The following is a 26,836-nucleotide window of genomic DNA, read 5'->3' on the forward strand; positions in this document are numbered from 1 at the left end:
GATAAGAGGCTTTTTATGGCCCGTACTGTTCCATAGTTCTTTATGGAATGATCACCCTTAAGAACCTGCTGTTCTTAAATGTAGAGATTAAATAAGACGGATAGCATTGCCTGAAGCCGGCAAAATAAAACGCATCAGCCCCAGCATGGTTATGTTATTATTATTTAATAAGCCGACCTTGTTGCTGGTATTATTTTTATGCAGACTCACCGTTTTGATGCTCAGACCGAGGATTTCAGAGACATCATTAAGTAAATTACCAATAATCATCAGCGACATTATCTTCTCTTCACGAACGGTAAGATTTCTTTTTCTGACTTTAATTTTTTTTAGTTTAAGAATACTTTCCACCGTTTTAACACTGGCATTGGCAGAGAGAAAACAAATGTTATTAATGTCAGAAACCTCGCTGACAAATTTAGCATCGGGCGCCACGATCACTTTCGCCTGAGTATGCGAAAGATAGTATCGATAAGCACAGAGTATTTTATCTATCTGAGCAAAATGGATAATCACATAGTCTTCAGAAGATAGCGCATGAGATTTTTGTTGTGCAAATTCACTATCATAGCTATCCACCCAGCTGATACCGCACTCATCATCGGCCATATTCACCAGGCCCTGCATATAGAAATAGTTATCAGTTACGATCAATACGGCCATGATAACAATACCTCTATTCCATTGAGTCCATTAAAGCAATCCATTTGAGAACGCAAACATCTCCGATAACGCTTTACCTTTCTTTTATAAATAGTGACAAAACATCACTATTAGTTCTGCTACGGTAGCGCGGTCATCTTTCTTGCTTAAATAGTAATCGTGGTTGTTGGTTTTTATTACTCATAAAGTTATGAAGTGCACAAAAATCACATTTGTTGACTTTTTGTAAACACGTAACTAACTGATAAGTATAATAAATACTAAGTAAAATTAACAATTTGATCATTCTTTATAACAAACATATTACTGGATTAAGATTATTCTTAGTTATGAATGAATGTCAGATCTGGTCTTTGATGCTAGTATCGCGATATCGAATCCCGGATAAATGACACAGTGGTAACTATTCTCACAATAAGACATCATATATGGATACTATTTACGTAATCGAGGACACGCTGCTATTTAATCCCACAGCGCATACTCTCCATTCCATAAAAAGCAATGAACACATTACTCTGGCGATACCTGCAAGTCTGTGCTTTGATTTACTAATTAAGAACAAAGGAAGAATCGTCACTCAGGCCGAGCTATTGCAAAATGCCTGGGGAGAAAGAGGGATGAATGTTACACCGAATACTTTGCATCAGAACATCTCTCTGCTGCGCAAATCGTTAAAACGCCTGGAGGTGAAAGGAACCCTGATTCAAACTATTCCGAAGCGCGGGTTTATGATTGGCCATGAGGTCAGTATCCTGAATCACCGTGAAGGGCCTCCCCCGGAAAACGCTCGCGAGATGGCAGAGATGCGGGATGATACTGTTTTAGCGGAGGAGCACGATGATAAGGAAAGGATACACGATCAGCCTTCCGTTGAGCCGCAGCCCGGGAAAGCAAAAGAGAAAATAGCGCCTGCTGGCGTCATCAGGCGCGTAATGCAAAGAAAGGTACAGTGGTCCGTTGGGGGGATAACGCTACTGTTGTTATGCCTGTTGTATATTCATATCAAACCGTTCTCGACAACCGATTCGCCTTTTGCATCTTATACCCAGCTGGCTACGACAAACAGCTGCAAGGCCCTCAGAAATGACGATTTGCGCTTCGATGAATACTACACGGACTTTCTTAAAGAGCATAACATCAGGTGTTCACAAGGACAGACGGTGTATATCACCAATCATTATCCGTCGAGCCGGACCTCGCTGATCGTTTGTCGGAATGCAATCAAATCTAATAAAAAATCATTCTGCACATCATCTTACTACTTAAAATAGCACAACATGAATACACGTAAAATAAAAACAATTATCGTCTGCATTAGCATCATTATGCCGCTAAGCTTTGCTTTTTACTATCTGGTCTCTGGTAATGATGAGATCATTGACTGCACTTCCGCATTCTCGATTATCAACGGCAATGAAGAATTCTCTTTTTCGGTCACCTTCCTTGCTAACAATGGCAACGGCTTAATGACCTTCAGCGGAAATTCTGGTAATGGCAAAGATAACATTAGCATCAGAAAATATTTATCATATGTGAAAAATAAAAATAATATCTATATTTTCACAAGTACCGATGAGAACCTGCGGACAGATGTCGCACCGCTGGCTAATCAATTCGATGAAATCTTACCGCCATTTTTCACGGAGGTAAGCAAAGAAAATAAATTTATTATCAAGATCATTAAAATAAAATCTGGCACCTGGGTATTCATGTCAACAAACACGCCATATTTCATTTGTGAGCGTTAGGATGCTTAGCCGGGCATCCGTCAGCACAGCGCATGATGTTTAAAGCTCCCCGGGCATCGCTTGATCACACAGTGCGGCTGATAACAACAGCCCTCCACCGTTGTCGCCCCGAAATCATAGGGGCAGGATGGCCGTTCGCGTAGCGCTTCCCACTGCGCGTCGCTGTAGGTCGAAATATTATAGACCTTTATATAGTGATATCGGTCATTGACTAATACTTTTGAGGAATACAGCTTCATGGACTCCCCAGGAAGTAATAAAATATCGGCCTCGTACCACAGGATAAATTTTAAAAAATATAATCCTGAGACACTTGAAAATGCCACGCCAGAATGTGGGCAGATGATGGTATTCAGGACCGTCCATTTCATATCGCCTCCTTGTGATCTCTGGCCATAATCCTGTTGATAGTGATAGCAAAGATCATAATTAACCGCAAGCCCTCTCCACAATATTATACAAAAATCGTGAGCGGCAGAGATTCAACTAACTATTTATAAGTAAGTTCTCTAATATATAATACGTAGAGGCAGGGATATAAATACATAATTCTACATTTGAATCGGTATAAATTTACAATAACAACTTTCTGTTACTGAAGATAATGAAAACAGGGCGCGCAGGCCGCAATCAGCCCCATCGCGCCCCTGGCGGGTAGTTACCAGGTTTTGCCGATATTAAACTGAAATTGCTCAGCTTTATCACCAGCATATTTTTTCAATGGCTCGGCCCATGAAAAGACCAGCGGACCCAGCGGTGACATCCATTGTACCGCAATACCTGCCGACATACGGATATGCAGAGGATCGCTATAGTCCGGGATTCCCGCGGCCTCGGTTTGGGCACTGTTTTTCCAGGGCGTGCTCCAGACTGTAGCGGCATCAACAAATAACGACGTGCGCAAACTGTCGGCATATTTATCATTAATAAACGGTGTCGGAACAATAAATTCGCTGTTCAGCACCGCCATCGCATTTCCCCCCAGCGCATCGGAGGAGCTGTCCAGCGGGCAGCCGCTATAGCTGCTTTCAGAACCATTACACCGGTAGTAAGCCGCCTTCGGACCAATCGTATTGGATGAGAAACCGCGCACCGACGTCGAGCCTCCCGCATAAACGTTAGCGTAAAACGGGACGGTTTTGCCATTCAAACCGCCGGCGTAGCCCGCGTTCAGATGCTCCATCCACAGCCAGTTTTTTCCCTCATCAAAAGGTAAATACTGGGTGCTATCGAGGGTGAGTTTGTAATAACTGTTATCGGAACCCGGCACGGTCACTTTCCCGCTCAGGCTGCTTTTATTCCCGGCATGGGGGAGAAACCCGCGGTCGAGATTATTGTAGCTTTACCCCAGGCTGGCAAAGAAATCGTTCGCACGATACTTCGCCCCGCTGTTGCCATCTTTAGTCACGACATCCGGATAGATTCCTCGCGAATTAAGGTAATTCCGGTACCTTTAAAACCCGGGAATAAAATGAAGGGATCTTGAATAAATTATGCAGCGCGAAGGAATAAGTAACCAGCATAACTGAGGCGTCAACCTGGATATTTTCTTCATATTTTCCTCAAATTCATCGCATAGATTATGCGGGGCTTATGGGAACATCAAAGCAAGCCAGGAGTTGTATCTAAAAGCAAAGTAGTGGCGCCTTACCAGGGATGGTGGGGCATTTATCCGATCTCCCGTCGCCATCTCACCCCTGATGGAGGGAGTACAGTCCTGGAACGAACATGAAACAGCGTAAAAATGAGATCCCGCTGGCCATTCTTGACGCGCTGGTGCGTTGGATCAAGAATAATCTTGAGAAAAAACTTACGGTTAATGCGCTAAGTATGTTCTCCGGCTATTCCGAGTGGCACCTTTTTCGCCTGTTCCGCCAACATTTTAATCTGTCACCAATGGAATACATCAGGCAGCAGCGCATGTTGCTATGTCGGGAGCTATTACAGATCCAACCGGCCTTTCGCATCGTTGATATTTGCGTGATGACCGGATACGAGGATATCAGTGCATTTAATCGTACCTTTAAAAGGTATTATGCGCTCACCCCCACGCAGTTTCGTCAGCGTATCAGCGCCCTGTCCTGATGAGCACCTTTCCAGCCATTGACCTGAGTCGCCGTCAAAAGCCGGGATAGTCAAATATCCCGGCCAGGCACAATATCAGAAATGCGTATTTACGCTGACATAGAAGGTTCGCCCTGATTCATTATAGGTTTCAGTACCAGCGCCGTATAAATAGGCGCCGGTAGTCGCGTTCCCCGTCGTTTGCGCATTCCCCGCGCGATAGTGGCGAATATCAAAGAGATTATCCACCCCGCTGGTCAGGCTCAGGTTTTTGTTAACATCCCAGGTCGCACTCAAGCCGACAATGCTGTACGGGCTCACCTCATTGAGTTCGCTGCCGGACACCGCCTCACCTTTGTAATTGAAACGTTTAGGTTTCTGACGTCCGTACCAGGTAAAGGTGCTCTGCAACGAGAGATCGTCGCGCATCTGCCAGCTCAGCGTTGAGTTGAGGGTAAACTGCGGGATGACCGACAGGCGATCGCCGGTGGTCTTATTCTTACTTTGCAGCATCCAGGTCAGGTTATTGCTCCAGTTGACCGTTTCGCTCACCGGCAGGTTCAATGAACCTTCCAGCCCCTCCACCAACGCTTTCGGCACGTTTTCCCACTGATAAATATTAGTGGTGCCGTTGCTGGCCGTACCGACCGCCGAGTATCCGGATTCGATTTTATTGTGATAATCGTTGCGGAAATAAGTCACTCCCGCCTGATAGCCTTCATGCTTGTATTCAAGGCCAATCTCTTTGTTGACGCTGGTTTCCGCTTTCAGGTCGCTATTGCCCATCAGATAGCAGGCAGCGCTGCTGGCGTAGCACCCCTGACCGTTGCTGTAGAGGATGTAGTTAGGGTTGAGCTGATAGAGATTCGGCGCTTTATAGGCGCGGGCGATCCCCAGCTTCAAGGTCCAGTCATCGCTCAGGCCCTGCGACAGATTCAGCGACGGGCTCCAGTTATTGCCCACGATGCTGTGGTGGTCAAAACGCAGCGCCGGCGTCAGCATCGTGCTATCGCTCAGCGCGAGATTATCTTCGCCAAACAGCGAGAAAATTTCGGCGCTGCTGTACGGGCTACGGCCGGTAGCGGAGATGCCGTCGATAGCGCCGTAAGAGAGCGCCTGCGTGGTCGACACGCCATCTTTCATCCGCTGCTGGTTCCACTCGGTACCCAGCGTCAGGTTCTGGTCGACCCCGAAGGTGAACGGGATATTCACTTCGCTATGCAGCAGGACGTCAGCCAGATCGATATCCGAGAACTCACTACTGGAGAAGATGCCCTCCGTGCCCCCAGCCAGCCCCTCATTCATACGCGAGTTACGGGTATGCTCATACTGGGCGTAACTATTACTGGTCACCCCGTTATCCCACCCTCCGGTCCAGGTCAGGCCATAGGTCTGCCGGTAGATTCGGTTGGTCTCTTTGCCATACATACTTTTCACCAGCGTACTGGTGTTGGTGTTCTGCGTATCGCCGGCATAGAGGTTGCCCTGGCGGCTGTAGCTGGTTTCAAATTCCAGCGCCTGCATCGGCGCAAATTCCCAGCGCAGCTTGCCATGGATATCTTTGTTGACCACCCCTTCGCGCCCGGCCGGGTAGGAGCCCGCATAGGTACCGGTTCGCGCTGCTTCATGGCCGGAGTTAATATCCTGGGCATCGGCCTGAGTCTTACTCAGGTTCCCCCATAGATTGAAACTCACGCTGTCCGACAGCGGGCCATTCAGGCTGAAGTTGGTACGCTTCGTCGCGCCCTCTTTCCGGTGCTGGGGCGCGTTCATGTAGGTATTCCATGAGCCATGCCATTCATTGTTAACGGGTTTAGTGATGATATTCACCACCCCGCCCATTGCGCCATTGCCATAACGCGCTGCTGCCGGGCCACGGATCACGTCGATGTGATCGATCATCTCCGCCGGTACCCATCCGGTATCGCCACGGGTATCCCGATCGCCTCGCCAGCCATAACGCACCGAGTTGCGGCTGGTCACCGGCTTGCCATCAATCAGTATCAGCGTATTTTCCGGCCCCATGCCGCGGATATCGATTTGCCGGTTATTACCGCGCTGGCCGCTGGTCGAGTTGCCGGTGAGGTTCACCCCCGGCTGGGTACGGATCAGTTCAGAGATATCGCGGGCAGGAGGGTGTTTGCGAATTTCATCGGCGGTGAGCGTCGAAACGCCGGGAGCCTGTAAGTTCTGTTTGGCGGCGGTGACCACCATCGTCTCTTCAGCATGTGTCGAGGCGTCGGCCACATCGGCCTTCTTCGTTTCGTCCGGAGTGCTGCTATCAGCGGCCTGCGCTGGCAACGCCACGCCCCAGATAGCCGCATGAATCAGCACGGCCAGCGAGTAGTGCGAGTATCGTTTCATGAAATATGCCCTGTTTTCTTTTTGCTGTCGGGGCACGCCTCCTTCATCATTCAGCAAAACAGCGGCAATCATTTCCACGCGTACAACTTTATGCCTGGTTTTGGCGTAGCAAAACCCTCCCGATTAATGCCCGGGACAGGAATAAACAACCTTTAGCCAAAATATAAACGCTCACCCTGTTAAAAAACGATAAAAGGCGCGTGTCGCGCTATTCTTAGATAACGTTTTGCGATCGGCATGCAATATGATTATTGTGCCGTGCCACGTTATTAGAAATGAGAGTTATTATCAAGATGAGAATAATAAATTGTCGCAGCTTTTTAAATATAACAAATAAAACAACAGCATAAGCAATTCATCATGTCGGCGCACCGGAGTATGAATTAATAAAAATAATTGCATACACACAAAAAAATCATTATTTCCCCATATTATTTCCACAATTAGTTAAGCATATTTATTTTATTATGCAGAACCTATTGCAGTTCAACAAAAATAGATAATGGTCAAATACGCCATATCCACCACCGCACGCAGGGCCTCATCGCTCCCCGTCAAAGCCCACAATAAACGCCCCCGTTCACGCCGGCGAAGACGCAGACCGCGTCAGCCGCGCGGTGAGGCGACGGAAATCCGCGCCTTCTCGTTGTTGCGCAGCCATAAAAAAGCCCCGCAAAACGGGGCTTTAAATTTATTTATGCCTTAGCCACAGCAGCGAAGGTTGAGCTTAGAACGGGATATCGTCATCGAAATCCATCGGCGGCTCGTTAGAAGGCGCTGCCGGCGCCTGCTGCTGCGGACGAGACTGCGCGCCGCCGCTGAACTGGTTGCCGCCCTGCGGCTGCTGAGGCTGACCCCAACCGCCCTGCTGCTGACCGCCGCCCGCAGCCGGAGCGCCGCCGCCCTGACGGCCGCCCAGCATCTGCATGGTGCCGCCCACGTTCACCACGATCTCGGTGGTGTATTTTTCCGTGCCGGACTGATCGGTCCATTTACGGGTACGCAGCTGGCCTTCAATGTACACCTGAGAGCCTTTACGCAGGTACTCACCCGCGACTTCAGCCAGCTTGCCGAACAGCACAACGCGGTGCCATTCAGTCTGTTCTTTCATTTCGCCGGTCTGCTTATCGCGCCAGGATTCGGAAGTCGCCAGCGTGAAGTTGGCGACTGCGCCGCCACTCGGCATGTAGCGTACTTCCGGGTCCTGCCCCAGATTACCGACGAGAATCACCTTGTTTACGCCTCTGCTGGCCATGATCGAATCTCCTGAATAGGTTTCTTAATAAGTGTAAACCGGTAATTCTAACACCACAAAGGGGCATTTTGATAGCTGCGAGGCAGATTCCAGTAAACATCTTATCGCCCCGGCGTTTTTCATCGCGTACTCCGATTACCGTTCCAATACTGTATATTCAAACAGGTCGGATTGTGCCATAATTAGCCGTTTCCGCCGTTTGTTCTTCTATGCAAACCAGGCAGTCCGTGTATCTACCTACCGGGAAAGGTGAATGGATAAGATCGAAGTTCGGGGCGCCCGCACCCATAATCTCAAAAACATCAACCTCGTCATCCCACGCGACAAACTGATTGTCGTTACCGGGCTGTCAGGATCAGGCAAATCCTCATTGGCTTTCGACACGCTGTATGCCGAAGGACAGCGTCGTTACGTTGAATCACTTTCCGCCTATGCGCGTCAGTTCCTGTCGCTGATGGAGAAACCGGACGTCGATCATATCGAGGGGCTGTCGCCGGCGATTTCCATTGAGCAGAAATCAACGTCCCATAACCCTCGCTCGACGGTCGGTACCATCACCGAGATTCACGACTATCTGCGCCTGCTGTATGCGCGCGTCGGCGAGCCGCGCTGCCCGGACCATGATGTCCCGCTGGCGGCGCAGACCGTCAGCCAGATGGTCGATAACGTGCTCTCCCAGCCGGAAGGCCAGCGCCTGATGCTGCTGGCGCCGATTATTAAAGAGCGCAAGGGGGAGCACAGCAAAACGCTGGAAAATCTGGCCAGCCAGGGCTATATCCGCGCCAGGATCGACGGCGAAGTCTGCGATCTTTCCGATCCGCCGAAGCTGGAACTGCAAAAGAAACACACCATCGAAGTGGTTATCGATCGCTTCAAAGTCCGCGACGATCTGTCTCAGCGTCTGGCCGAGTCGTTCGAAACCGCCCTGGAGCTCTCCGGCGGTACCGCCGTGGTCGCCAATATGGATGATGAAAAAGCGGAAGAGCTGCTGTTCTCCGCCAATTTCGCCTGCCCGATTTGCGGCTACAGCATGCGCGAGCTGGAGCCGCGCCTGTTTTCTTTCAACAACCCGGCGGGCGCCTGCCCGACCTGCGACGGTCTTGGCGTCCAGCAGTACTTCGATCCCGACAGGGTTATCCAGAACGTGGAGCTGTCGCTGGCAGGCGGGGCGATCCGCGGCTGGGATCGCCGTAACTTCTATTATTTCCAGATGTTGAAGTCGCTGGCGGAGCACTATCAGTTTGATATCGAAGCGCCGTGGGGGACCCTCAACGCCGACGTTCAGAAAGTGATCCTCTACGGTTCAGGCAAAGAGAATATTGAATTCAAGTATATGAACGATCGCGGCGACACCTCCGTGCGCCGCCACCCGTTCGAAGGGGTGCTGCACAATATGGAGCGCCGCTACAAAGAGACCGAATCCAGCGCGGTGCGCGAGGAGCTGGCGAAGTTCATCAGCAACCGTCCGTGCACCAGCTGTCACGGGACCCGTCTGCGCCGCGAAGCCCGCCACGTGTTTGTCGAAAACACGCCGCTGCCGACCATCTCTGACATGAGCATTGGCCATGCGATGGACTTCTTCAACAATCTGAAGCTCTCCGGGCAGCGGGCGCAAATCGCCGAAAAAGTACTGAAAGAGATTGGCGATCGCCTGAAATTCCTCGTCAACGTCGGCCTGAATTACCTGACGCTCTCGCGCTCGGCGGAAACGCTCTCCGGGGGGGAAGCCCAGCGTATTCGTCTGGCAAGCCAGATTGGCGCCGGGCTGGTCGGAGTGATGTACGTGCTGGATGAACCTTCTATCGGCCTGCATCAACGCGATAACGAACGTCTGCTCGGTACCCTGGTCCATCTGCGTAACCTGGGCAACACGGTGATCGTCGTCGAGCACGATGAAGACGCTATCCGCGCCGCCGACCACGTGATCGACATCGGCCCGGGGGCCGGGGTACACGGCGGCCAGGTGGTGGCCGAAGGGACGCTGGAGGCGATCATGGCGGTGCCAGAGTCCCTCACCGGGCAGTACATGAGCGGCAAACGTAAAATTGAAGTCCCGCAGCAGCGCGTGCCCGCCGACCCGGAAAAAGTCCTCAAGCTCACCGGCGCCCGCGGCAACAACCTGAAGGATGTGACGCTGACGCTGCCGGTAGGCCTGTTTACCTGTATCACCGGGGTCTCCGGTTCGGGTAAATCGACGCTGATTAACGACACCCTGTTTCCGATTGCCCAGCGTCAGCTCAACGGCGCGACCATCGCTGAACCGGCCCCCTACCGCGATGTACAAGGACTGGAACACTTCGATAAGGTTATCGATATCGACCAGAGCCCCATTGGCCGTACGCCGCGTTCAAACCCGGCCACCTATACCGGCGTCTTCACGCCGGTGCGCGAACTGTTTGCCGGCGTGCCGGAATCACGCTCGCGCGGCTACACGCCCGGGCGTTTCAGCTTTAACGTCCGCGGCGGCCGCTGCGAAGCCTGTCAGGGCGATGGCGTGATTAAAGTCGAAATGCACTTCCTGCCGGATATTTACGTGCCGTGCGACCAGTGCAAAGGCAAGCGCTATAACCGCGAAACGCTGGAGATTAAGTACAAAGGCAAGACCATTCATGAAGTGCTGGATATGACCATCGAAGAAGCGCGTGAGTTCTTCGATGCCGTGCCGGCGCTGGCGCGTAAGCTGCAAACGCTGATGGACGTGGGCCTGACCTATATCCGTCTCGGTCAGTCAGCCACCACTCTCTCCGGCGGCGAGGCCCAGCGCGTGAAGCTGGCGCGTGAGCTGTCGAAGCGTGGCACCGGGCAGACGCTATATATTCTTGATGAGCCGACCACCGGCCTGCACTTCGCCGATATCCAGCAGCTGCTGGACGTGCTGCACCAGCTGCGCGATCAGGGCAACACCATCGTGGTCATTGAGCATAACCTCGATGTCATCAAAACCGCTGACTGGATTGTGGACCTTGGGCCAGAAGGCGGCAGCGGCGGCGGTGAAATCCTCGTTTCCGGGACGCCAGAGACGGTTGCAGAGTGCGAAGCCTCGCACACCGCGCGCTTCCTCAAACCTTTGCTAAGCTAATCACTGTGAAAGCTGCTGTCGGGTCGGGTCCGACAGCAGCCGTACCGCCTGCTGATAGGAGGCGTCGACCAGGTAGTAAATCTGTGAATCCGGCAAGGAGCCATCAAGAAATACCGTGCTCCAGTGGGCTTTATTCAGATGTCTGCTGGGCCGGACGTCAACGTGCTGTTCGCGCAGCAGTTCGGTAAGCTCCGGGCTGGCTTTCAGTGATACGGCGGGCCGCTTATCCTCCACCTCTTTCACCAACGCAAATAACACGTCCGACACTTTGATTTGCGTGGCTTTCCAGTCGCTATGCACGCTTTGCTCGGCGCCCGGTTTTGCCATGCAGTACAGCAATAACTCCGAAATGGTCATCTGTTATTCCCCCGTGAGCGTCGCGACGATATGCCGCGAACCGCCGTGAATACGATGTTCCCCTAACCAGATCCCTTGCCAGGTCCCCAGCCTGACGCGCCCGTCCTGCACCGGCAGCAGCAGGGATACGCCAAGCATCGACGACTTGATATGCGACGGCATATCATCAGGACCTTCATAATCATGTTCATACGGCGCATGATCCGGCACCGCGTTGAGAAAATACTGCTCCATGTCGTAGCGGACGGTCGGATCGCAGTTTTCGTTAAGCGTCAGGGAAGCGGAAGTGTGCTGGAGCAGCAGATGCAACATCCCGACCTTGACGCGCGACAGCGCGTGGAGCTGGCCCAGGATCTCATCGGTCACCAGATGGAAGCCGCGAGATTTTGCGCCTAACGTCAGCGTTTGTTGATGCCACATAAACGACCCCTGTTGCGAATGAATCTTTCTAAGTGTGCAGTAATAAGCAAAAAGGTAAAACCTCCCCACACGCTTTTTTGTACAAAAAAGCGGCAGCCTGATGGCTGCCGCTTTCGCGTCTGACATATTTCAGCAGAAGGTGAAATTAGTATTCGGAATTCACGATCACTTCTTCACCCTGCGCCCCGGCCATCGGCAATGGCTTATATGAGGAGTTTGACGCACGCAAGATGCGGATCCCGCGCGCGCCTACCTCTCGAGCGGCGCTGATATCGTTATCCGAATCGCCGTAGAAGACCTTAATATTTTTCTCCTGCAGCCATTGGGTTTTCGTATTCTGCCCCGGCCGATCGCCGGCAAAAATCACCGGATTCATATTCGCGGCCGGGATCAGGAAATCCTCCTGCAGCGTTTTCGATACCGTTTCGGTTTTAGTCTGGCTACGGCCGGTAACGAAGTAAATGCTATCGCCGCGTTTCACGTGCATCGCAATGAGCTGACGCGCCACCTCTTTCGGCATGCTGAATTCGTCCCAGCCGTTGTTCATTTTCTCCCAGAACTCCGGGTTTTTCAGGTAAGCGTCGCTACCGGGAGAGAACGTTTTTTGTCCGCGCCAGAAGCCTGGACTGGAAAACAGAACGGTATCGTCGATATCAAAGCCAACGGCCAGCGGCTGACGCCCTAACAGGCTATTTTCAATTTGCGCCACGGATACCCAGTGAATCGGCGCCTGTTCGGCGAGGAGGGCGACGTTGGTGCCTGGATTCAGCTGTGACGGGGAAGACTCCAGAGCGATTGCTGAGTGATTTAACGTGAAAAGTAAGCAGAAGGCACTCAAGGCCGACGTTATCTTGCGCATATTTTTCCCTTTAAACGTCATCCTGCGAACTGCCGCCCGGCAGGCCACAAGGCGTCCGGACCTGCTGCCGCGATACAGCGCGGATGACTGTGCGTATAAATAGTCGAATCGTTATTATTTTCAATAATGTGGACGCATTATCTTATGCACCATGACCTTAACCCCGCCCCCCGGCGATGCAAAGAATTTTCTGCTCGAATGTCATAGAAAAAGAGAATGATCACACTTCAGGAAGGGAATGGCCCTTTCCGCTAAACCGGAAAGGGCACGGTAGGCACAGGGAATTAGATGACCGCAGAAAACGCCTGCGCAACGCGATGAACGTTACGTGAATTCAGGCCCGCCACGCACATCCGGCCGCTGGAAATCAGATAGACGCCAAACTCCTCACGCAGACGGTCAACCTGCGCGGCGCTGAAACCGGTATAGCTGAACATCCCACGCTGCTTCAGCAGATAGTCGAAATTGACGCCAGGAACCGCGTCCTTCAGGACGTTCACCAGCTCCTGGCGCATGGCCAGAATGCGCGTGCGCATCGCTTCAACCTCCGCCAGCCAGCAGGCTTTCAGCTCAGCGTCATTCAGCACCGCCGCGACAACCTGGGCGCCAAAGTTCGGTGGGCTGGAGTAGTTACGACGAACGGTCGCCTTCAGCTGCCCCAGCACGCGGCTCGCGGTCTCTGAATCTTCGCAAACCACCGACAGGCCGCCAACGCGCTCGCCGTACAGGGAGAAGATTTTCGAGAAGGAGTTGCTGACCAGCATCGGCATACCGGAGCTGGCGATAGTGCGAATCGCGTAAGCATCGTCATCCATTCCCGCCCCAAAGCCCTGATAGGCAATATCGAGGAACGGAATCAGCTTGCGCGCTTTCAGCACGTTAGCCACCGCATCCCACTGCGCATGGCTCAGATCGGCGCCCGTCGGGTTATGGCAGCATGGATGCAGCAGCACGATGTCACCTTCTGGCAACGTCTCCAGCGTCTCCAGCAAGGCGTCAAAACGCACGCCGTTGGTCTCATTATCAAACCAAGGGTAAGTGCTTACTTCGAAGCCAGCCCCTTCAAATATGGCGATGTGGTTTTCCCAGGTCGGGTCACTGACCCACACGCGGGAGCCCGGGAAGTAGCGTTTCAGAAAGTCGGCGCCGACTTTCAATGCGCCGGAACCACCCAGCGTCTGGATAGCGGCTACGCGGTTTTGTATCAGCGCCGGATGTTCGGCACCAAACAACAGCGGCGCAATGGCGCTGCGGTAAGGGTTTAGCCCTTCCATCGGCAGATAGAGCGAAGCGCCGTGCGGCTGAGCGTTAAGGCGCGCCTCCGCTTCCGCTACCGCTTGTAGCTGCGGGATAATCCCGTCTTCGTTGTAATACAGGCCGATGCTAAGGTTTACTTTGTCACTACGCGGATCTTCTTTGAAACGCTCCATCAAGGAGAGGATGGGATCGCCGGCGTAGACGTCAACTTTCTGAAACACGTGATGTTTCTCCGGATTTACGAGAGGCAGGTCCTGACACAATAAACCGGAAGCAGAAGAAGATCGAGAGGATGTTGCTGGATAGCCGGCGAAGATCGCCCAAATACAGCCCGACCGAGGGCCTTTCCCGGCTCACGACGTCCACGCCTTCGTCGGGCTACCGGTACCATCACCGTAGCCCCGGTAAGCATCGCGCCACCGGGGATATCTCAGCTGCGGCACGGCAACGGAAAGGCCGCGCTTAATCCACGTACCGCATGGCTACCCGGGACGTCAGGCGTGTAATAAGTTCGTAAGCACTCACTTTCGTTATCGCAGCAATGCGCTCAACGGGCAGCCCCTCTCCCCACAGCACCACCGGGTCGCCGGATTTATCCTGCGCATCCGGTCCAAGGTCGACGCAGATCATATCCATCGCCACGCGCCCGACAATGGGGACTTCCCGGCCATTAACCCGCACCGGGGTACCGGATGGCGCCGCCCGTGGATAGCCGTCGCCATAGCCCATCGCCACCACGCCAAGACGGGTGTTGCGTTCGCTAACCCAGGTACCGCCATAACCTACCGGCTCACCCGCCTTATGCTCGCGTACGGCAATCAGGTTCGAGGTTAGCGACATCACCGGCTGACAGCCAAAATCAGCGCCGGTGGAGGGCGCTTCCAGCGGCGATACGCCGTAGAGAATGATCCCCGGACGCGCCCAGTCAAAATGCGACTGCGGCCACAGCAAAATCCCCCCCGACGCGGCGATGGAACGCAGGCCTGGCTTGCCTTCGGTGAAGGTGGTGAAAATATCCAGCTGGCGTTCGGTCACGCCGCATTCGGGTTCGTCAGCGCGGGCAAAATGGCTGACGACGTTCACCGGCTGACGCACGTTTTTACACTGGCTCAGACGCTGATAGAAGGCCTCCGCCTGCTCCGGCAGCACCCCCAGGCGATGCATCCCGGTATCCAGCTTCATCCAGACGGTAACCGGTTCAGGCAGTTCGGCCTGCTCGAGGGCTGCCAGCTGCTCCGGGCTGTGGACCGCCGTTTGTAGCCGTTGGCTGACAATCACCGGCAGATCGGCGGCATCGAAGAACCCCTCCAGCAACAGAATCGGCTTATCGATACCGCCCGCGCGCAGGCGCAGGGCTTCTTCGAGACGGGCGACGCCAAAGGCATCGGCATCAGGGAGCGTTCGCGCGGTCTCAAGAAGACCGTGTCCGTAAGCGTTCGCTTTCACGACTGCAACCAGTTTGCTGGCAGGCGCCAGTTCACGCAGACGTTGCAGGTTGTGTCGCAGAGCGCGGCGGTTAATGACAACAGTTGCCGCTTGCATTTGAATTCCTTAATTAGAATTAGCGAATCTCCTGAATCATGCGTGTTGCAGGACAAAACGCTCTGGCGTTTTTGAACAGCGCCTGCGCTGGCCCCGAAGGGGCGAGGACGCAGTCCGGGTTACGCGCCAGTCCCGCAAGGCCCCGGGAACTAAACTAAGTGACCGGAGTGAGCGGACGTAGTCAACGCACCTGCAGCGCGTAAGGATAACGGAGATTTATTCATCGTCGTACTGTGGTCCCGCATAGTTATCAAACCGCGACCACTGACCATTAAACGTCAGACGTACCGTACCGATTGGCCCGTTACGCTGTTTACCAATAATAATTTCCGCGATGCCTTTTAAATCACTGTTTTCGTGATACACCTCGTCACGATAGATAAACATGATTAAGTCGGCATCCTGCTCGATGGAGCCTGATTCACGCAGGTCGGAGTTGACCGGGCGTTTATCGGCACGTTGCTCCAGCGAGCGGTTCAGCTGCGACAGCGCGACCACCGGCACCTGAAGTTCTTTTGCCAGCGCCTTCAACGAGCGGGAGATCTCGGCGATCTCCAGCGTACGGTTATCGGAGAGCGACGGCACCCGCATCAGCTGCAGGTAGTCGATCATGATAAGGCCAATACCGCCGTGCTCGCGGGCGATACGCCGCGCGCGGGAGCGCACTTCCGTCGGCGTCAGGCCGGAGGAGTCATCGATATAGATGTTGCGCTTTTCCAGCAGGATACCCATGGTGCCGGAAATCCGCGCCCAGTCTTCATCATCCAGCTGGCCGGTACGAATTCGGGTCTGGTCGACGCGCGACAGCGAGGCCAGAGAACGCATCATAATCTGTTCCGATGGCATCTCGAGGCTGAAGATGAGTACCGGTTTATCCTGCAACATCGCCGCATTTTCAACGAGGTTCATTGCAAAAGTCGTTTTCCCCATCGAAGGACGGGCGGCAACAATAATCAGATCCGACGGCTGTAGACCGGCGGTTTTTTTATTCAGATCGTCATAGCCGGTATTCACCCCGGTGACGCCGTCGTGCGGCTGCTGGAACAGCTGCTCGATACGCGCTACGGTAGCATCGAGAACATCGGCGATATTTTTCGGGCCTTCGTCTTTGTTGGCACGGCTTTCCGCTATCTTAAAGACGCGCGATTCCGCCAGGTCGAGCAGATCTTCGCTGGTCCGGCCCTGGGGGTCGAAACCCGCTTCGGCGATCTCATTCGCCACCGATATCATCTCGCGCACTACGGCACGTTCACGCACAATATCCGCATAGGCGCTGATGTTCGCCGCGCTGGGCGTGTTTTTAGACAGCTCGGCGAGATAGGCGAACCCGCCGACGCTATCCAGCTGACCTTGACGCTCCAGCGATTCCGCGAGCGTAATCAGGTCAATCGGGCTGCCGGTTTCCTGCAGGCGCGCCATTTCGATAAAGATATGGCGGTGTGGACGGGTATAGAAATCTTCCGCAACCACGCGCTCGGCGACGTCGTCCCAGCGTTCGTTGTCCAGCATTAAACCGCCCAACACCGACTGTTCCGCTTCAATCGAGTGCGGCGGTACTTTCAACCCGGCGACCTGCGGGTCGCGTTCACGGGGTTCAGTCTGCGGTTTGTTGAAGGGTTTATTTCCTGCCATATTGAATGGAATTCCCGGTATAGAAATTGGCTCGAAAGGTTACCACATAGTTCAGGAGGAAGCATGGCAACACGTATTGAATTTCACAAGCACGGCGGCCCGGACGTTCTGCAGGTGGTGGAGTTTGTGCCAGCAGATCCGGCGGAAAACGAGATCCAGGTAGAAAATAAAGCGATTGGTATCAACTACATCGATACCTATATCCGCAGCGGCCTCTACCCACCGCCGTCGCTGCCAAGCGGTCTGGGCACCGAAGCGGCGGGCGTGGTGACGAAAGTCGGGCGCGACGTTAAACATATCAAGCCGGGCGATCGCGTCGTCTACGCGCAGTCAGCGCTCGGCGCCTATAGCTCGGTGCATCACGTCAACGCGGATAAGGCCGCGATTTTACCCGACGAGATCTCATTTGAGCAGGCCGCGGCCTCGTTCCTTAAAGGGCTGACGGTCTATTATCTGCTGCGCAAAACCTATGAAATCAAACCCGGCGAACCGTTCCTGTTCCACGCCGCCGCCGGCGGCGTCGGGCTGATCGCCTGCCAGTGGGCGAAGGCGCTGGGCGCAAAACTGATCGGCACCGTCGGCAGCGCGCAAAAAGCCCAGAGGGCGACGCAGGCCGGCGCCTGGCAGGTGATCAACTATCGTGAAGAGAATATCGCTGAGCGCTTAAGAGAGATTACCGATGGGAAAAAAGTCCATGTGGTCTATGACTCGGTGGGCAAAGATACCTGGGAAGCCTCTCTCGATTGCCTGCAGCGTCGGGGGCTGATGGTCAGCTTCGGCAACTCTTCCGGCCCGGTGACCGGCGTGAATCTCGGGATCCTCAACCAGAAAGGGTCGCTGTACGTCACTCGCCCTTCTCTGCAAGGCTATATCACCAACCGCGAAGAGCTGGCGGAGGCCAGTCGCGAGCTGTTTTCATTGATCGCCAGCGGCGTGATTAACGTCGATGTGGCCGAAAGCCAGAAATATGCCCTGAGCGATGCCCGCCGCGCCCATGAGGTTCTCGAAAGTCGCGCTACCGAAGGCTCAAGCCTGCTGCTGCCGTAATAGCAAAACGTCCTGCCGTTTGAGATATGACGGGAAGCCCTCCCTAAATAATTCGGGCTACGGGAAGGCGGCAAGATAACGAATCCCCGGGAGCTTACTCCAGTAAGTGACCGGGGTGAGTTAACGTAGCCAACGCACCTGTAGTCTGAAGTATGACGGGAGAGTGGAAAAGTTTAGGGCTTCCATACGGAAGCCCTGACTTTTTTTAGTTCGGCTGTATGTAGGGTACAGCGCGATGAATTCGTTAACGCGCTAATAGTGACAGATTTAATAAGCAAAACCTACGCTGTTTTATGCAAAATTCTTCAGGTTGTGACAGACCACTCACTCCCTTAATAACGCCAGCGATTGTTGCTGCGATAGCGCGTCGTTTTTGGCGAATTTATCGCCCGAATCACCCACACCACCGCCACCGCTAACAGCAGCCATGGCAGCAGTTTAATCATCATCGCAAACAGCCCGCCGACAAACATCAGCGCCGTTGCCACGACGATCGCCGCCAGGATACCCAACATGGACACACCGGTAACCAGCAGCATGACAAAAAATCCAATGACAAATAAGAGTTCCAGCATCGTCTTCTCCCCAAAAGAAATGACGTCTTCACTCATTGGGTATTACAAGAAGCGTGCCAACTTTAATTTATTGAATTTAAACAAAAACGCCCTGTTACGGAGAACAGGGCGTGGCGTATTTGACTAAATTTTAGCGCAAGATTAGCGTTTATCCGCAACCAGCCGCAGGGCATGCTCCAGCACGTTGATATCCGCACCGGCCTTATGCGCATTTTCACTCAGGTAGCGGCGCCACTGACGCGCGCCGGGGATCCCCTGGAACAGACCCAGCATATGCCGCGTGATATGGCCCAGATAGGTGCCGTTGCTCAGCTCACGTTCGATATACGGATACATGGCGCGCACCACGGCAACCGGATCGCTATCTGCGCCGTCCAGAGCAAAGATTTCCCGGTCGACCGAGGCCAGGATCCCCGGATTCTGATAGGCCTCGCGCCCCACCATCACGCCATCCATATGCTCAAGATGCTGCTTTGCCTCGGCTAACGACTTGATTCCGCCGTTGATCGCCATAGTCAGGTGGGGGAAATCACGCTTGAGCTGATACACCCGCGGGTAGTCGAGCGGTGGAATCTCCCGGTTTTCTTTTGGACTCAGACCAGAGAGCCAGGCTTTACGTGCGTGAATGATAAACATCTCACACTCGCCTTTCCCGGCGACGGTATTGATGAAATCGCACAGGAATTCATAGCTGTCCTGGTCATCAATGCCGATCCGGGTTTTCACCGTCACCGGAATCGAAACCACGTCGCGCATTGCTTTAATGCAGTCCGCCACCAGCGGTGCATTGCCCATCAGGCAAGCGCCAAACATCCCGTTCTGCACGCGGTCAGACGGACACCCGACGTTGAGATTGATCTCATCATAACCGCGTTGTTCCGCCAGTTTCGCACACTGGGCCAGGGCCGCCGGATCGCTGCCGCCCAGCTGTAAGGCCAGCGGGTGCTCTTCATCGCTATAGGCCAGATAATCGCCTTTGCCGTGAATAATCGCTCCGGTGGTCACCATTTCGGTATACAGCAGCGCCTGGCGCGACAGCAGGCGCAAAAAGTAGCGACAATGCCTGTCGGTCCAGTCGAGCATCGGCGCGATGGAAAAACGATGAGCGGCAAAAGCGTGAGATGTTGATTCTGGCATCATGGCGAATAAACAGGCATCCGGATAAAAAGGGGCGCTACTATAGCACAAAGATAAACCACAGGCGCGTCACACCGGGTCGGGCGCTTCACGCCTGCTAAGACGGCTATTTTCTCCGCGGCCTGCTGTCATGCGGACCGAAGAATTGCGGCGGGTGATCGACCCAGCGATCCTGGCGCGTGGCGGCATACTCCGGGTTAAGCGGGTAGTAAATACGGTTAAATTTCTTGTTCGACTCGCCCACCACCAACAGGCGAACTTCCTGCTCGGTGTTATTCAGGAAGGTATGACACACCCCGGTTCCCGCCGGAAACCCAACGCTATCACCCGGCTCCAGTTTCCACAGATAGCCGTTAATCCACACTTCGGGATAGCCCTCCAGCACGTAGATAAACTCTTCCTCATCACTTTCAGCATGAGGGTAAGAGGTGCGGCGGCCCGGCGGTAAACGTTCATGATGGATGCCCAGCCGGTTGAGTCTTAAGCCACGCGCCAGCGGCGCGCCAATGGAAAAACGCTCGGAGGTGTTGGGATAAGTGGCATCATCTGGACCTTCCAGGTCGCGCCAATGTCGAATGCAATCAGGTCGTTTCATCGTTTTCTCCCGAAAATGAGATGCATCAGGTATAGCACAAGCCGCCGGTTCTCGGCGTTTTGCCTGGATCGTGATAAAGTAACAACTTCATACTCACGCAACCAAAGGATGCTCATGGATAAGACCACTTCGCAACAAATGTTAGCGCATGCTGAAAAGCTCTGTGCACAACGTGGCGTGCGCCTGACTCCGCAACGCCTTGAAGTGTTGCGTCTGATGAGCCTACAGGAAGGGGCAATCAGCGCCTATGATCTGCTCGACCTGCTACGCGATAAAGAGCCGCAGGCTAAGCCGCCGACGGTCTATCGCGCGCTGGAGTTTCTGCTGGAGCAGGGGTTCGTGCATAAGGTGGAATCGACCAACAGCTACGTGCTGTGCCATCTTTTCGATCAGCCGACCCACAGTTCGGCCATGTTTATCTGCGATCGCTGCGGCGTGGTGAAAGAAGAGTGCGCGGAAGGCGTTGAAGACATTATGCATACGCTGGCGGCCAAAATGGGCTTCGCCCTGCGCCATAACGTGATTGAGGCGCACGGCCTGTGCGCTGGCTGCGTCGAGGTCGAAGCCTGCAGCACGCCAGGGCACTGCCATCACGACCATACGATTCAGAGCAAAAAGAAAGCCCGCTGAGGCAATCGCCGCAGCGGGAATCAAAGGGTCGTCGGCACATCCCTGTACCGCTCTGGCAGGCAACAACAAAGGGGTAATACGCTAAAACTCTCCGCTACCAGCGGTGGTCGTTTTTGCTTTCCCAGTCAGACACTTCTTTCTCAGCCTGATCTCTGGCGTATCCGTAACGCTCCTGGATTTTCCCCACCAGCTGGTCACGCTTACCTTCAATGACCGTCATGTCATCATCGGTCAGCTTGCCCCATTGTTCTTTTGCTTTACCTTTCAACTGTTTCCAGTTACCGCCGATTTCGTCTTTGTTCATAGTGCCATCCTCATCGTTCGGTGGGTTTACAGCCCGCTGTGTGCCGGACGTATTGTTAACTATAGATGAGAATTCTGGATTAAATTTATTATTCGGAATCTTTAACCAGTTACCTGGGGAAAATCGTTACGAAAACCAGGTTCCGCGCTGCCAGTGCCGACGCCAGATGATCGCCAGCGACAGACCGCGTAGCGCCAGGAAAACCGCCAGCGCCAGCCACAAACCGTGGTTACCGAGAACCGGCAGCGTCAGCAGGGTTACGGCAAAGCCCACCGCCGCCACCGCCATGCTGTTACGCATCTCGGCCCCGCGCGTTGCGCCGATAAACATGCCATCGAGCAAATAACACCAGACGCCAATGACCGGTAAAATCATCTGCCAGAACAGGTAGCGATCGGCCAGCTGCTGAAGCGAAGGCAACGAGGTTAGCAGTGCGATAATCTGTTGCCCCGCGACGGCATAAATCAAGGCAAAGAGCAGCGCCACCATTCCCGACTGGCGGCAGGCCGCGCGCCAGACCTCAAGCAGCCGGCTGCCGTCGCGTGCGCCGTACGCCTGCCCGGAGTGGGCTTCCACCGCATAGGCAAAACCGTCCAGCGCGTAGGCGGTGAAGGTCAGCAAGGTCATCAGGAGAGCGTTGACGGCGACAATCTCGCCGCCCAGTCGGGCGCCGAAGACGGTCACCGCGCCAAAGCAGAGTTGCAGCAGCAGGGAGCGCAGCATGATATCGCGGTTCAGCGCCAGCAGGCGGCGCAAATCTCCGCGCCAGGCGCTTTTCAACATGGCAAATGAGACCCCGCGCAGCGCCAGCACACGCCTTGCCATCAGCAGCCCGATGAGAAAGGTGGCATATTCGGCCGTCACCGTCGCCAGCGCGGCCCCTTGCACATTCATATGCAGGCCCATCACCAGCCACAGGTCGAGGACGATATTCAGCAGGTTGCCAACGACCAGCAGGATTACCGGCGCACGAGCGTACTGTACTCCCAGCAGCCAGCCGAGCAGCACCAGGTTTGCCAGCGAGGCCGGGGCGCTCAGCCAACGGATGTCAAGGAAGCGCCGCGCCTGTTCCAGTACCGCGTCATTGCCGCCGACAATATGCAGCGCCAGATCGATTAGCGGAGTCCGGAACAGGACAATCAGCAGACCGGCCGCTAATGCCAGTCCAAGCGGCTGTACCAGCGCCCGCGCCAGGCGGAGGGGATCTTTTGCGCCAAAGGCCTGGGCCGTCAGCCCGGTGGTGCTCATCCGCAGGAACAGCAGCAGCATGAAGAGAAAACTGGTCGCCGTCGCACCGACCGCCACGCCGCCGAGGTAAACCGGGCTATCGAGGTGGCCAATCACGGCGGTATCAACCAGCCCCAGCAGCGGGACGGTGATATTGGAGAAAATCATCGGTAGCGCCAGGCGCCACAGGGCCTTGTCAGCGGCGTGAAAGAACATGAGAAAGAGCCTGACCGAGGAGGAAAGACGGCGCAGCATCATGCATCAGATGATGCTGCGTGGGGAAGGCGTTACAGCCACTCGCCGTTGCGAATTACGCCAACGGCCAGCCCTTCAATAGTGAAGTTTTGTTCGCGCAGATTCACCACGATAGGTGAAAATTCGCTATTTTCTGGCAGCAGTTCGACGATGTTACCCTGCTTTTTCAGCCGTTTAACGGTAACTTCTTCGTCAATGCGCGCCACGACAACCTGCCCGTTACGCACGTCCTGCGTTTTATGTACCGCCAGCAGGTCGCCATCGAGAATTCCGATGTCTTTCATCGACATGCCGCTAACCCGCAGCAGAAAATCGGCGTTCGGCTTGAACATCGCCGGGTCAACCTGGAAGTGACCTTCGATATGCTGCTGGGCCAGCAGCGGCTCACCGGCAGCGACGCGGCCAATTAGCGGCAGACCGGGTTCTTCTTCCGTCAGCAGACGAATACCGCGGGAAGCGCCGGAGATAATCTCGATCGCGCCTTTACGCGCCAGCGCTTTCAGGTGTTCTTCCGCCGCGTTGGGAGAACGGAACCCCAAGCGCTGAGCAATTTCCGCACGCGTTGGCGGCATGCCCGTCTGGCTGATGTGATCCCGAATGAGATCGAACACCTCTTGCTGCCTGGTCGTTAACGCTTTCATCCCGCCCCCTGGGTGTATATACAGTTATGCTGTGAGTATATACAGCTAACGGTGATTTTGGAATCAAATTTCACACAAAAATCAGCAGATTCTTTCCATTCTGCGCCCCTGGGAACCTATCCTGGCCGGCGTTCTGCCGCCGACGCGTGCGCGCCGCGCCGCCGGGGATCGCGCTCGCCCCTGAACCAACGAGCCGACAGCAAAGCCGCGCGGGCCGCAATTTTAGTGATAGCGAGCCCACAGTAAGAGCGCCCAGGTTATTAGCGCGATCCCGATCGCCAGCAAGACCGCCGCGGACCCCATATCTTTTGCGCGTCCGGACAGCTCGTGGTGCTCCGGGCCAATTCGATCCACCACCGCCTCAATCGCGCTATTAAGAATTTCGACTATCATCACTAACAGGACCGAGCCTATCAGCAGTACCCGCGTGATGGCATCAACGTCCAACCAGCAGGCGATCGCCACGGCAATAATGGCAGCGACGCCTTCCTGACGAAATGCGGCCTCATTCATCCATGCCGCACGGAACCCTTTCCAGGAATAACCTGCCGCTTTAATGATTCGGGTTAACCCGGTGGTATTATTGGCCATCAAAAGAACCTTTTTATGTAAATGACGTCAATGAGTGTACGCGTTTGCCGCGTGGCAACGGAAATTCTGCGCGCTTTCTGTTATTCTTGCCGCGCATTTGCATGATTAACCAGAGGCTTCACATCGTTTATGTCCGGCTGGCAACGAATTTACTATAAATTACTGAATTTACCATTGCGGGTGCTGGTAAAAAGCAAGTCTATTCCCGCAGAACCTGCTCAGGAACTAGGGCTGGATACCTCGCGTCCTATCATGTACGTCCTGCCCTATAACTCGAAGGCGGACCTGCTGACCCTGCGCGCCCAGTGCCTGGAGCACGATTTACCCGATCCGCTTGAACCGCTGGAGATCGACGGCGCCCTGCTGCCACGCTACGTATTTATCCACGGCGGCCCGCGCGTATTCACCTACTACACGCCGAAAGAAGAGTCCATCAAGCTGTTCCACGACTACCTGGATCTGCACCGCAACCATCCCAATCTGGACGTGCAAATGGTGCCGGTGTCGGTGATGTTTGGTCGTGCGCCAGGACGGGAAAAGGGCGAGGTGAATCCACCGCTGCGTATGCTGAACGGTATTCAGAAATTCTTCGCCGTCCTGTGGCTGGGCCGCGACAGCTTTGTCCGCTTCTCGCCGCCGGTCTCGCTGCGCAGAATGGCCACCGAGCACGGTACCGATAAAATTATCGCCCAGAAGCTGGCCCGCGTCGCACGTATGCACTTCGCACGTCAGCGCCTGGCCGCCGTAGGCCCGCGTCTGCCGGCGCGTCAGGATCTGTTCAATAAGCTGCTGGCGTCGAAAGCCATCGCCCGGGCGGTGGAAGATGAGGCGCGCAGCAAGAAAATTTCCCATGAGAAGGCGCAACAGAACGCCATCGCGCTGATGGAAGAGATCGCCGCTAACTTCTCCTACGAGATGATTCGCCTGACCGACCGCGTGCTCGGCTTTACCTGGAACCGCCTGTATCAGGGGATTAACGTCCATAACGCCGAGCGCGTGCGTCAGCTGGCGCATGAAGGGCACGAAATTGTCTATGTCCCGTGCCACCGTAGCCACATGGACTACCTTCTGCTCTCGTATGTGCTGTATCACCAGGGTCTGGTGCCGCCGCATATCGCCGCCGGTATCAACCTGAACTTCTGGCCGGCAGGGCCGATTTTCCGCCGCGGCGGCGCGTTCTTTATTCGCCGTACCTTTAAGGGCAATAAGCTCTACTCGACGGTGTTCCGCGAATATCTCGGTGAATTGTTCAGCCGGGGTTACTCCGTAGAGTACTTCGTTGAAGGCGGGCGCTCGCGTACCGGCCGTCTGCTGGATCCGAAAACCGGCACGCTGTCGATGACCATTCAGGCGATGCTGCGCGGCGGTACCCGGCCGATTACCCTGGTGCCTATCTATATCGGCTACGAGCACGTGATGGAGGTCGGCACCTATGCGAAAGAGCTGCGCGGCGCGACCAAAGAAAAAGAGAGCCTGCCGCAGATGCTGCGCGGGCTGAGCAAGCTGCGTAATCTCGGCCAGGGCTATGTTAACTTCGGCGAACCGCTGCCGCTGATGACCTGGCTTAATCAGCACGTTCCGGACTGGCGCGAGTCTATCGACCCTATCGAAGCCGTGCGCCCGTCGTGGCTGACGCCGTCGGTGAACAGCATTGCCGCCGATCTGATGGTGCGCATCAACAACGCCGGCGCGGCGAATGCCATGAACCTGTGCTGTACCGCCCTGCTGGCTTCTCGCCAGCGTTCGCTGACCCGAGAGCAGCTGACGCAGCAGCTGGAGTGCTATCTCGATCTGCTGCGTAACGTCCCGTACTCGCCAGATGCCACCACGCCAGCGGCATCCGCCGGTGAACTGATCGATCACGCGCTGAAGATGAATAAGTTCGAGGTCGAGAAAGACACCATCGGCGACATCATCATTCTGCCGCGCGAGCAGGCGGTGCTGATGACCTACTATCGCAACAACATCGCCCATATGCTGATGATGCCGTCGCTGCTGGCGGCGATAGTGACCCAGCATCGTCGTATCACCCGCGCGGAAGTGCTGCGTCACGTTGAGATGTTCTATCCGCTGCTGAAGGCCGAGCTGTTCCTGCGTTGGGAGAAAGAAGAGCTGGCGGGCGTTATCGATGCGCTGCTGGCTGAAATGCAGCGCCAGGGGCTGATTATTCTGAGCGATGATGAGGTAAGCATCAATCCGTCTCACTCCCGCTCCCTGCAGCTGCTGGCCGCCGGCGCGCGTGAAACGCTCCAGCGTTACGCCATTACCTTCTGGCTGCTGAGCGCGAACCCGTCGATTAACCGCAGCTCGCTGGAGAAAGAGAGCCGCACCGTGGCCCAGCGTCTGTCGGTGCTGCACGGCATCAACGCGCCGGAGTTCTTCGATAAGGCGGTATTCAGTACGTTAGTGCTGACGCTGCGCGACGAGGGCTATATCAGCGATACCGGCGATGCTGAGCCGGAAGAGACGCTGAAGGTTTATCAGATGCTGGCGGCGTTGATTACCTCTGACGTTCGTTTGACGATTGAAAGCGCCACCCAGGATGAAGCGTAACGCCTGAGGCTTGCTCTCCTCTCCCCCCGCTAGCCGGG

24 protein-coding genes and 1 pseudogene are annotated in these 26,836 nt (G+C 54.8%); 7 read left to right on the plus strand and 18 right to left on the minus strand.

Going from position 1 to position 26,836, the window contains the following annotated elements; translation table 11 throughout:
* Positions 1 to 87 precede the first annotated feature (87 nt).
* On the minus strand, positions 88 to 663 hold the full coding sequence (locus tag EDF73_RS17205) for a LuxR C-terminal-related transcriptional regulator (protein ID WP_132730290.1): 576 nt from the start codon (positions 661 to 663) through the stop codon (positions 88 to 90).
* Positions 664 to 1,091: 428 nt separating this feature from the next.
* On the opposite strand from EDF73_RS17205, the gene EDF73_RS17210 reads away from it, so the two are divergent.
* Positions 1,092 to 1,937, plus strand: a complete 846-nt coding sequence (locus EDF73_RS17210; RefSeq protein WP_132730291.1) for a winged helix-turn-helix domain-containing protein — start codon at positions 1,092 to 1,094, stop codon at positions 1,935 to 1,937.
* A gap of 6 nt (positions 1,938 to 1,943) precedes the next feature.
* Entirely contained in the window at positions 1,944 to 2,414 is a 471-nt protein-coding gene (locus EDF73_RS27715; RefSeq protein WP_243655229.1) for a hypothetical protein, read from the plus strand.
* 20 nt (positions 2,415 to 2,434) lie between these two features.
* Here EDF73_RS27715 and iraM read toward each other — a convergent pair whose 3' ends face one another.
* On the minus strand, positions 2,435 to 2,785 hold the full coding sequence (gene iraM / locus EDF73_RS17220) for an anti-adapter protein IraM (RefSeq protein ID WP_132730292.1): 351 nt from the start codon (positions 2,783 to 2,785) through the stop codon (positions 2,435 to 2,437).
* A 287-nt stretch (positions 2,786 to 3,072) separates the two neighbouring features.
* Positions 3,073 to 3,855 (minus strand): annotated as a pseudogene (locus EDF73_RS17225) (BamA/TamA family outer membrane protein); the annotation flags it as partial.
* 287 nt (positions 3,856 to 4,142) lie between these two features.
* Here EDF73_RS17225 and EDF73_RS17230 point away from each other — a divergent pair.
* A complete protein-coding gene (locus EDF73_RS17230) occupies positions 4,143 to 4,499 on the plus strand; it encodes an AraC family transcriptional regulator (RefSeq protein ID WP_132730293.1) in 357 nt (118 codons plus the stop codon).
* Between the two features lie 75 nt (positions 4,500 to 4,574).
* Here the strand turns inward: EDF73_RS17230 and EDF73_RS17235 are convergent, their stop codons facing one another.
* Entirely contained in the window at positions 4,575 to 6,842 is a 2,268-nt protein-coding gene (locus EDF73_RS17235; protein WP_132730294.1) for a TonB-dependent siderophore receptor, read from the minus strand.
* A 727-nt stretch (positions 6,843 to 7,569) separates the two neighbouring features.
* Positions 7,570 to 8,097: a single-stranded DNA-binding protein SSB1 gene (gene ssb1 / locus EDF73_RS17240; RefSeq protein ID WP_132730295.1), complete on the minus strand. Its 528-nt coding sequence runs from the start codon at positions 8,095 to 8,097 to the stop codon at positions 7,570 to 7,572.
* A 253-nt stretch (positions 8,098 to 8,350) separates the two neighbouring features.
* Between ssb1 and uvrA the strand changes: the two genes are divergently transcribed.
* A complete protein-coding gene (gene uvrA, locus EDF73_RS17250) occupies positions 8,351 to 11,176 on the plus strand; it encodes an excinuclease ABC subunit UvrA (protein ID WP_132730297.1) in 2,826 nt (941 codons plus the stop codon).
* Here the strand turns inward: uvrA and EDF73_RS17255 are convergent, their stop codons facing one another.
* The 6 genes from EDF73_RS17255 to dnaB all read right to left on the minus strand — a co-directional run bounded on the left by EDF73_RS17255 (position 11,177) and on the right by dnaB (position 17,243).
* Entirely contained in the window at positions 11,177 to 11,533 is a 357-nt protein-coding gene (locus EDF73_RS17255) for an MmcQ/YjbR family DNA-binding protein (protein WP_132730298.1), read from the minus strand.
* A 3-nt stretch (positions 11,534 to 11,536) separates the two neighbouring features.
* A complete protein-coding gene (locus EDF73_RS17260; RefSeq protein WP_132730299.1) occupies positions 11,537 to 11,953 on the minus strand; it encodes a secondary thiamine-phosphate synthase enzyme YjbQ in 417 nt (138 codons plus the stop codon).
* 145 nt (positions 11,954 to 12,098) lie between these two features.
* Positions 12,099 to 12,812 (minus strand): acid phosphatase AphA, encoded by a 714-nt coding sequence (aphA, locus tag EDF73_RS17265; protein WP_132730300.1) that lies wholly within the window; start codon positions 12,810 to 12,812, stop codon positions 12,099 to 12,101.
* Positions 12,813 to 13,096: 284 nt separating this feature from the next.
* A complete protein-coding gene (gene tyrB, locus EDF73_RS17270) occupies positions 13,097 to 14,290 on the minus strand; it encodes an aromatic amino acid transaminase (RefSeq protein WP_132730301.1) in 1,194 nt (397 codons plus the stop codon).
* A gap of 241 nt (positions 14,291 to 14,531) precedes the next feature.
* Positions 14,532 to 15,611: an alanine racemase gene (gene alr, locus EDF73_RS17275; RefSeq protein WP_132730302.1), complete on the minus strand. Its 1,080-nt coding sequence runs from the start codon at positions 15,609 to 15,611 to the stop codon at positions 14,532 to 14,534.
* Between the two features lie 216 nt (positions 15,612 to 15,827).
* Complete coding sequence (dnaB, locus tag EDF73_RS17280; protein ID WP_132730303.1) at positions 15,828 to 17,243, minus strand: replicative DNA helicase; 1,416 nt, start codon at positions 17,241 to 17,243, stop codon at positions 15,828 to 15,830.
* Between the two features lie 63 nt (positions 17,244 to 17,306).
* Here dnaB and EDF73_RS17285 point away from each other — a divergent pair, with 63 nt between their 5' ends.
* On the plus strand, positions 17,307 to 18,290 hold the full coding sequence (locus EDF73_RS17285; RefSeq protein WP_132730304.1) for a quinone oxidoreductase: 984 nt from the start codon (positions 17,307 to 17,309) through the stop codon (positions 18,288 to 18,290).
* A 332-nt stretch (positions 18,291 to 18,622) separates the two neighbouring features.
* Here the strand turns inward: EDF73_RS17285 and pspG are convergent, their stop codons facing one another.
* From pspG to EDF73_RS17300, 3 genes are all read right to left on the minus strand, one after another.
* Positions 18,623 to 18,865, minus strand: coding sequence for an envelope stress response protein PspG (pspG, locus tag EDF73_RS17290; RefSeq protein WP_132730305.1), 243 nt, complete (start codon positions 18,863 to 18,865; stop codon positions 18,623 to 18,625).
* A gap of 141 nt (positions 18,866 to 19,006) precedes the next feature.
* The gene (dusA, locus tag EDF73_RS17295) at positions 19,007 to 20,005 is read right to left on the minus strand and encodes a tRNA dihydrouridine(20/20a) synthase DusA (protein WP_132730306.1); all 999 of its coding nucleotides are present in this window, start codon (positions 20,003 to 20,005) and stop codon (positions 19,007 to 19,009) included.
* A 103-nt stretch (positions 20,006 to 20,108) separates the two neighbouring features.
* A complete protein-coding gene (locus EDF73_RS17300) occupies positions 20,109 to 20,597 on the minus strand; it encodes a cupin domain-containing protein (RefSeq protein WP_132730307.1) in 489 nt (162 codons plus the stop codon).
* A gap of 114 nt (positions 20,598 to 20,711) precedes the next feature.
* On the opposite strand from EDF73_RS17300, the gene zur reads away from it, so the two are divergent.
* A complete protein-coding gene (gene zur / locus EDF73_RS17305; RefSeq protein ID WP_132730308.1) occupies positions 20,712 to 21,227 on the plus strand; it encodes a zinc uptake transcriptional repressor Zur in 516 nt (171 codons plus the stop codon).
* Between the two features lie 94 nt (positions 21,228 to 21,321).
* Here zur and EDF73_RS17310 read toward each other — a convergent pair whose 3' ends face one another.
* The 4 genes from EDF73_RS17310 to EDF73_RS17325 all read right to left on the minus strand — a co-directional run bounded on the left by EDF73_RS17310 (position 21,322) and on the right by EDF73_RS17325 (position 24,245).
* Complete coding sequence (locus EDF73_RS17310; protein ID WP_132730309.1) at positions 21,322 to 21,531, minus strand: CsbD family protein; 210 nt, start codon at positions 21,529 to 21,531, stop codon at positions 21,322 to 21,324.
* A gap of 126 nt (positions 21,532 to 21,657) precedes the next feature.
* Entirely contained in the window at positions 21,658 to 22,974 is a 1,317-nt protein-coding gene (gene dinF, locus EDF73_RS17315) for an MATE family efflux transporter DinF (protein WP_132730310.1), read from the minus strand.
* 71 nt (positions 22,975 to 23,045) lie between these two features.
* The gene (gene lexA / locus EDF73_RS17320; RefSeq protein ID WP_004856448.1) at positions 23,046 to 23,654 is read right to left on the minus strand and encodes a transcriptional repressor LexA; all 609 of its coding nucleotides are present in this window, start codon (positions 23,652 to 23,654) and stop codon (positions 23,046 to 23,048) included.
* Between the two features lie 222 nt (positions 23,655 to 23,876).
* Positions 23,877 to 24,245, minus strand: coding sequence for a diacylglycerol kinase (locus EDF73_RS17325; RefSeq protein ID WP_132730311.1), 369 nt, complete (start codon positions 24,243 to 24,245; stop codon positions 23,877 to 23,879).
* A gap of 129 nt (positions 24,246 to 24,374) precedes the next feature.
* Here EDF73_RS17325 and plsB point away from each other — a divergent pair, with 129 nt between their 5' ends.
* Complete coding sequence (gene plsB, locus EDF73_RS17330) at positions 24,375 to 26,798, plus strand: glycerol-3-phosphate 1-O-acyltransferase PlsB (protein WP_132730312.1); 2,424 nt, start codon at positions 24,375 to 24,377, stop codon at positions 26,796 to 26,798.
* Positions 26,799 to 26,836 lie beyond the last annotated feature (38 nt).

The organism is Klebsiella sp. BIGb0138, assembly GCF_004342285.1.
Taxonomy (GTDB): domain Bacteria; phylum Pseudomonadota; class Gammaproteobacteria; order Enterobacterales; family Enterobacteriaceae; genus Klebsiella.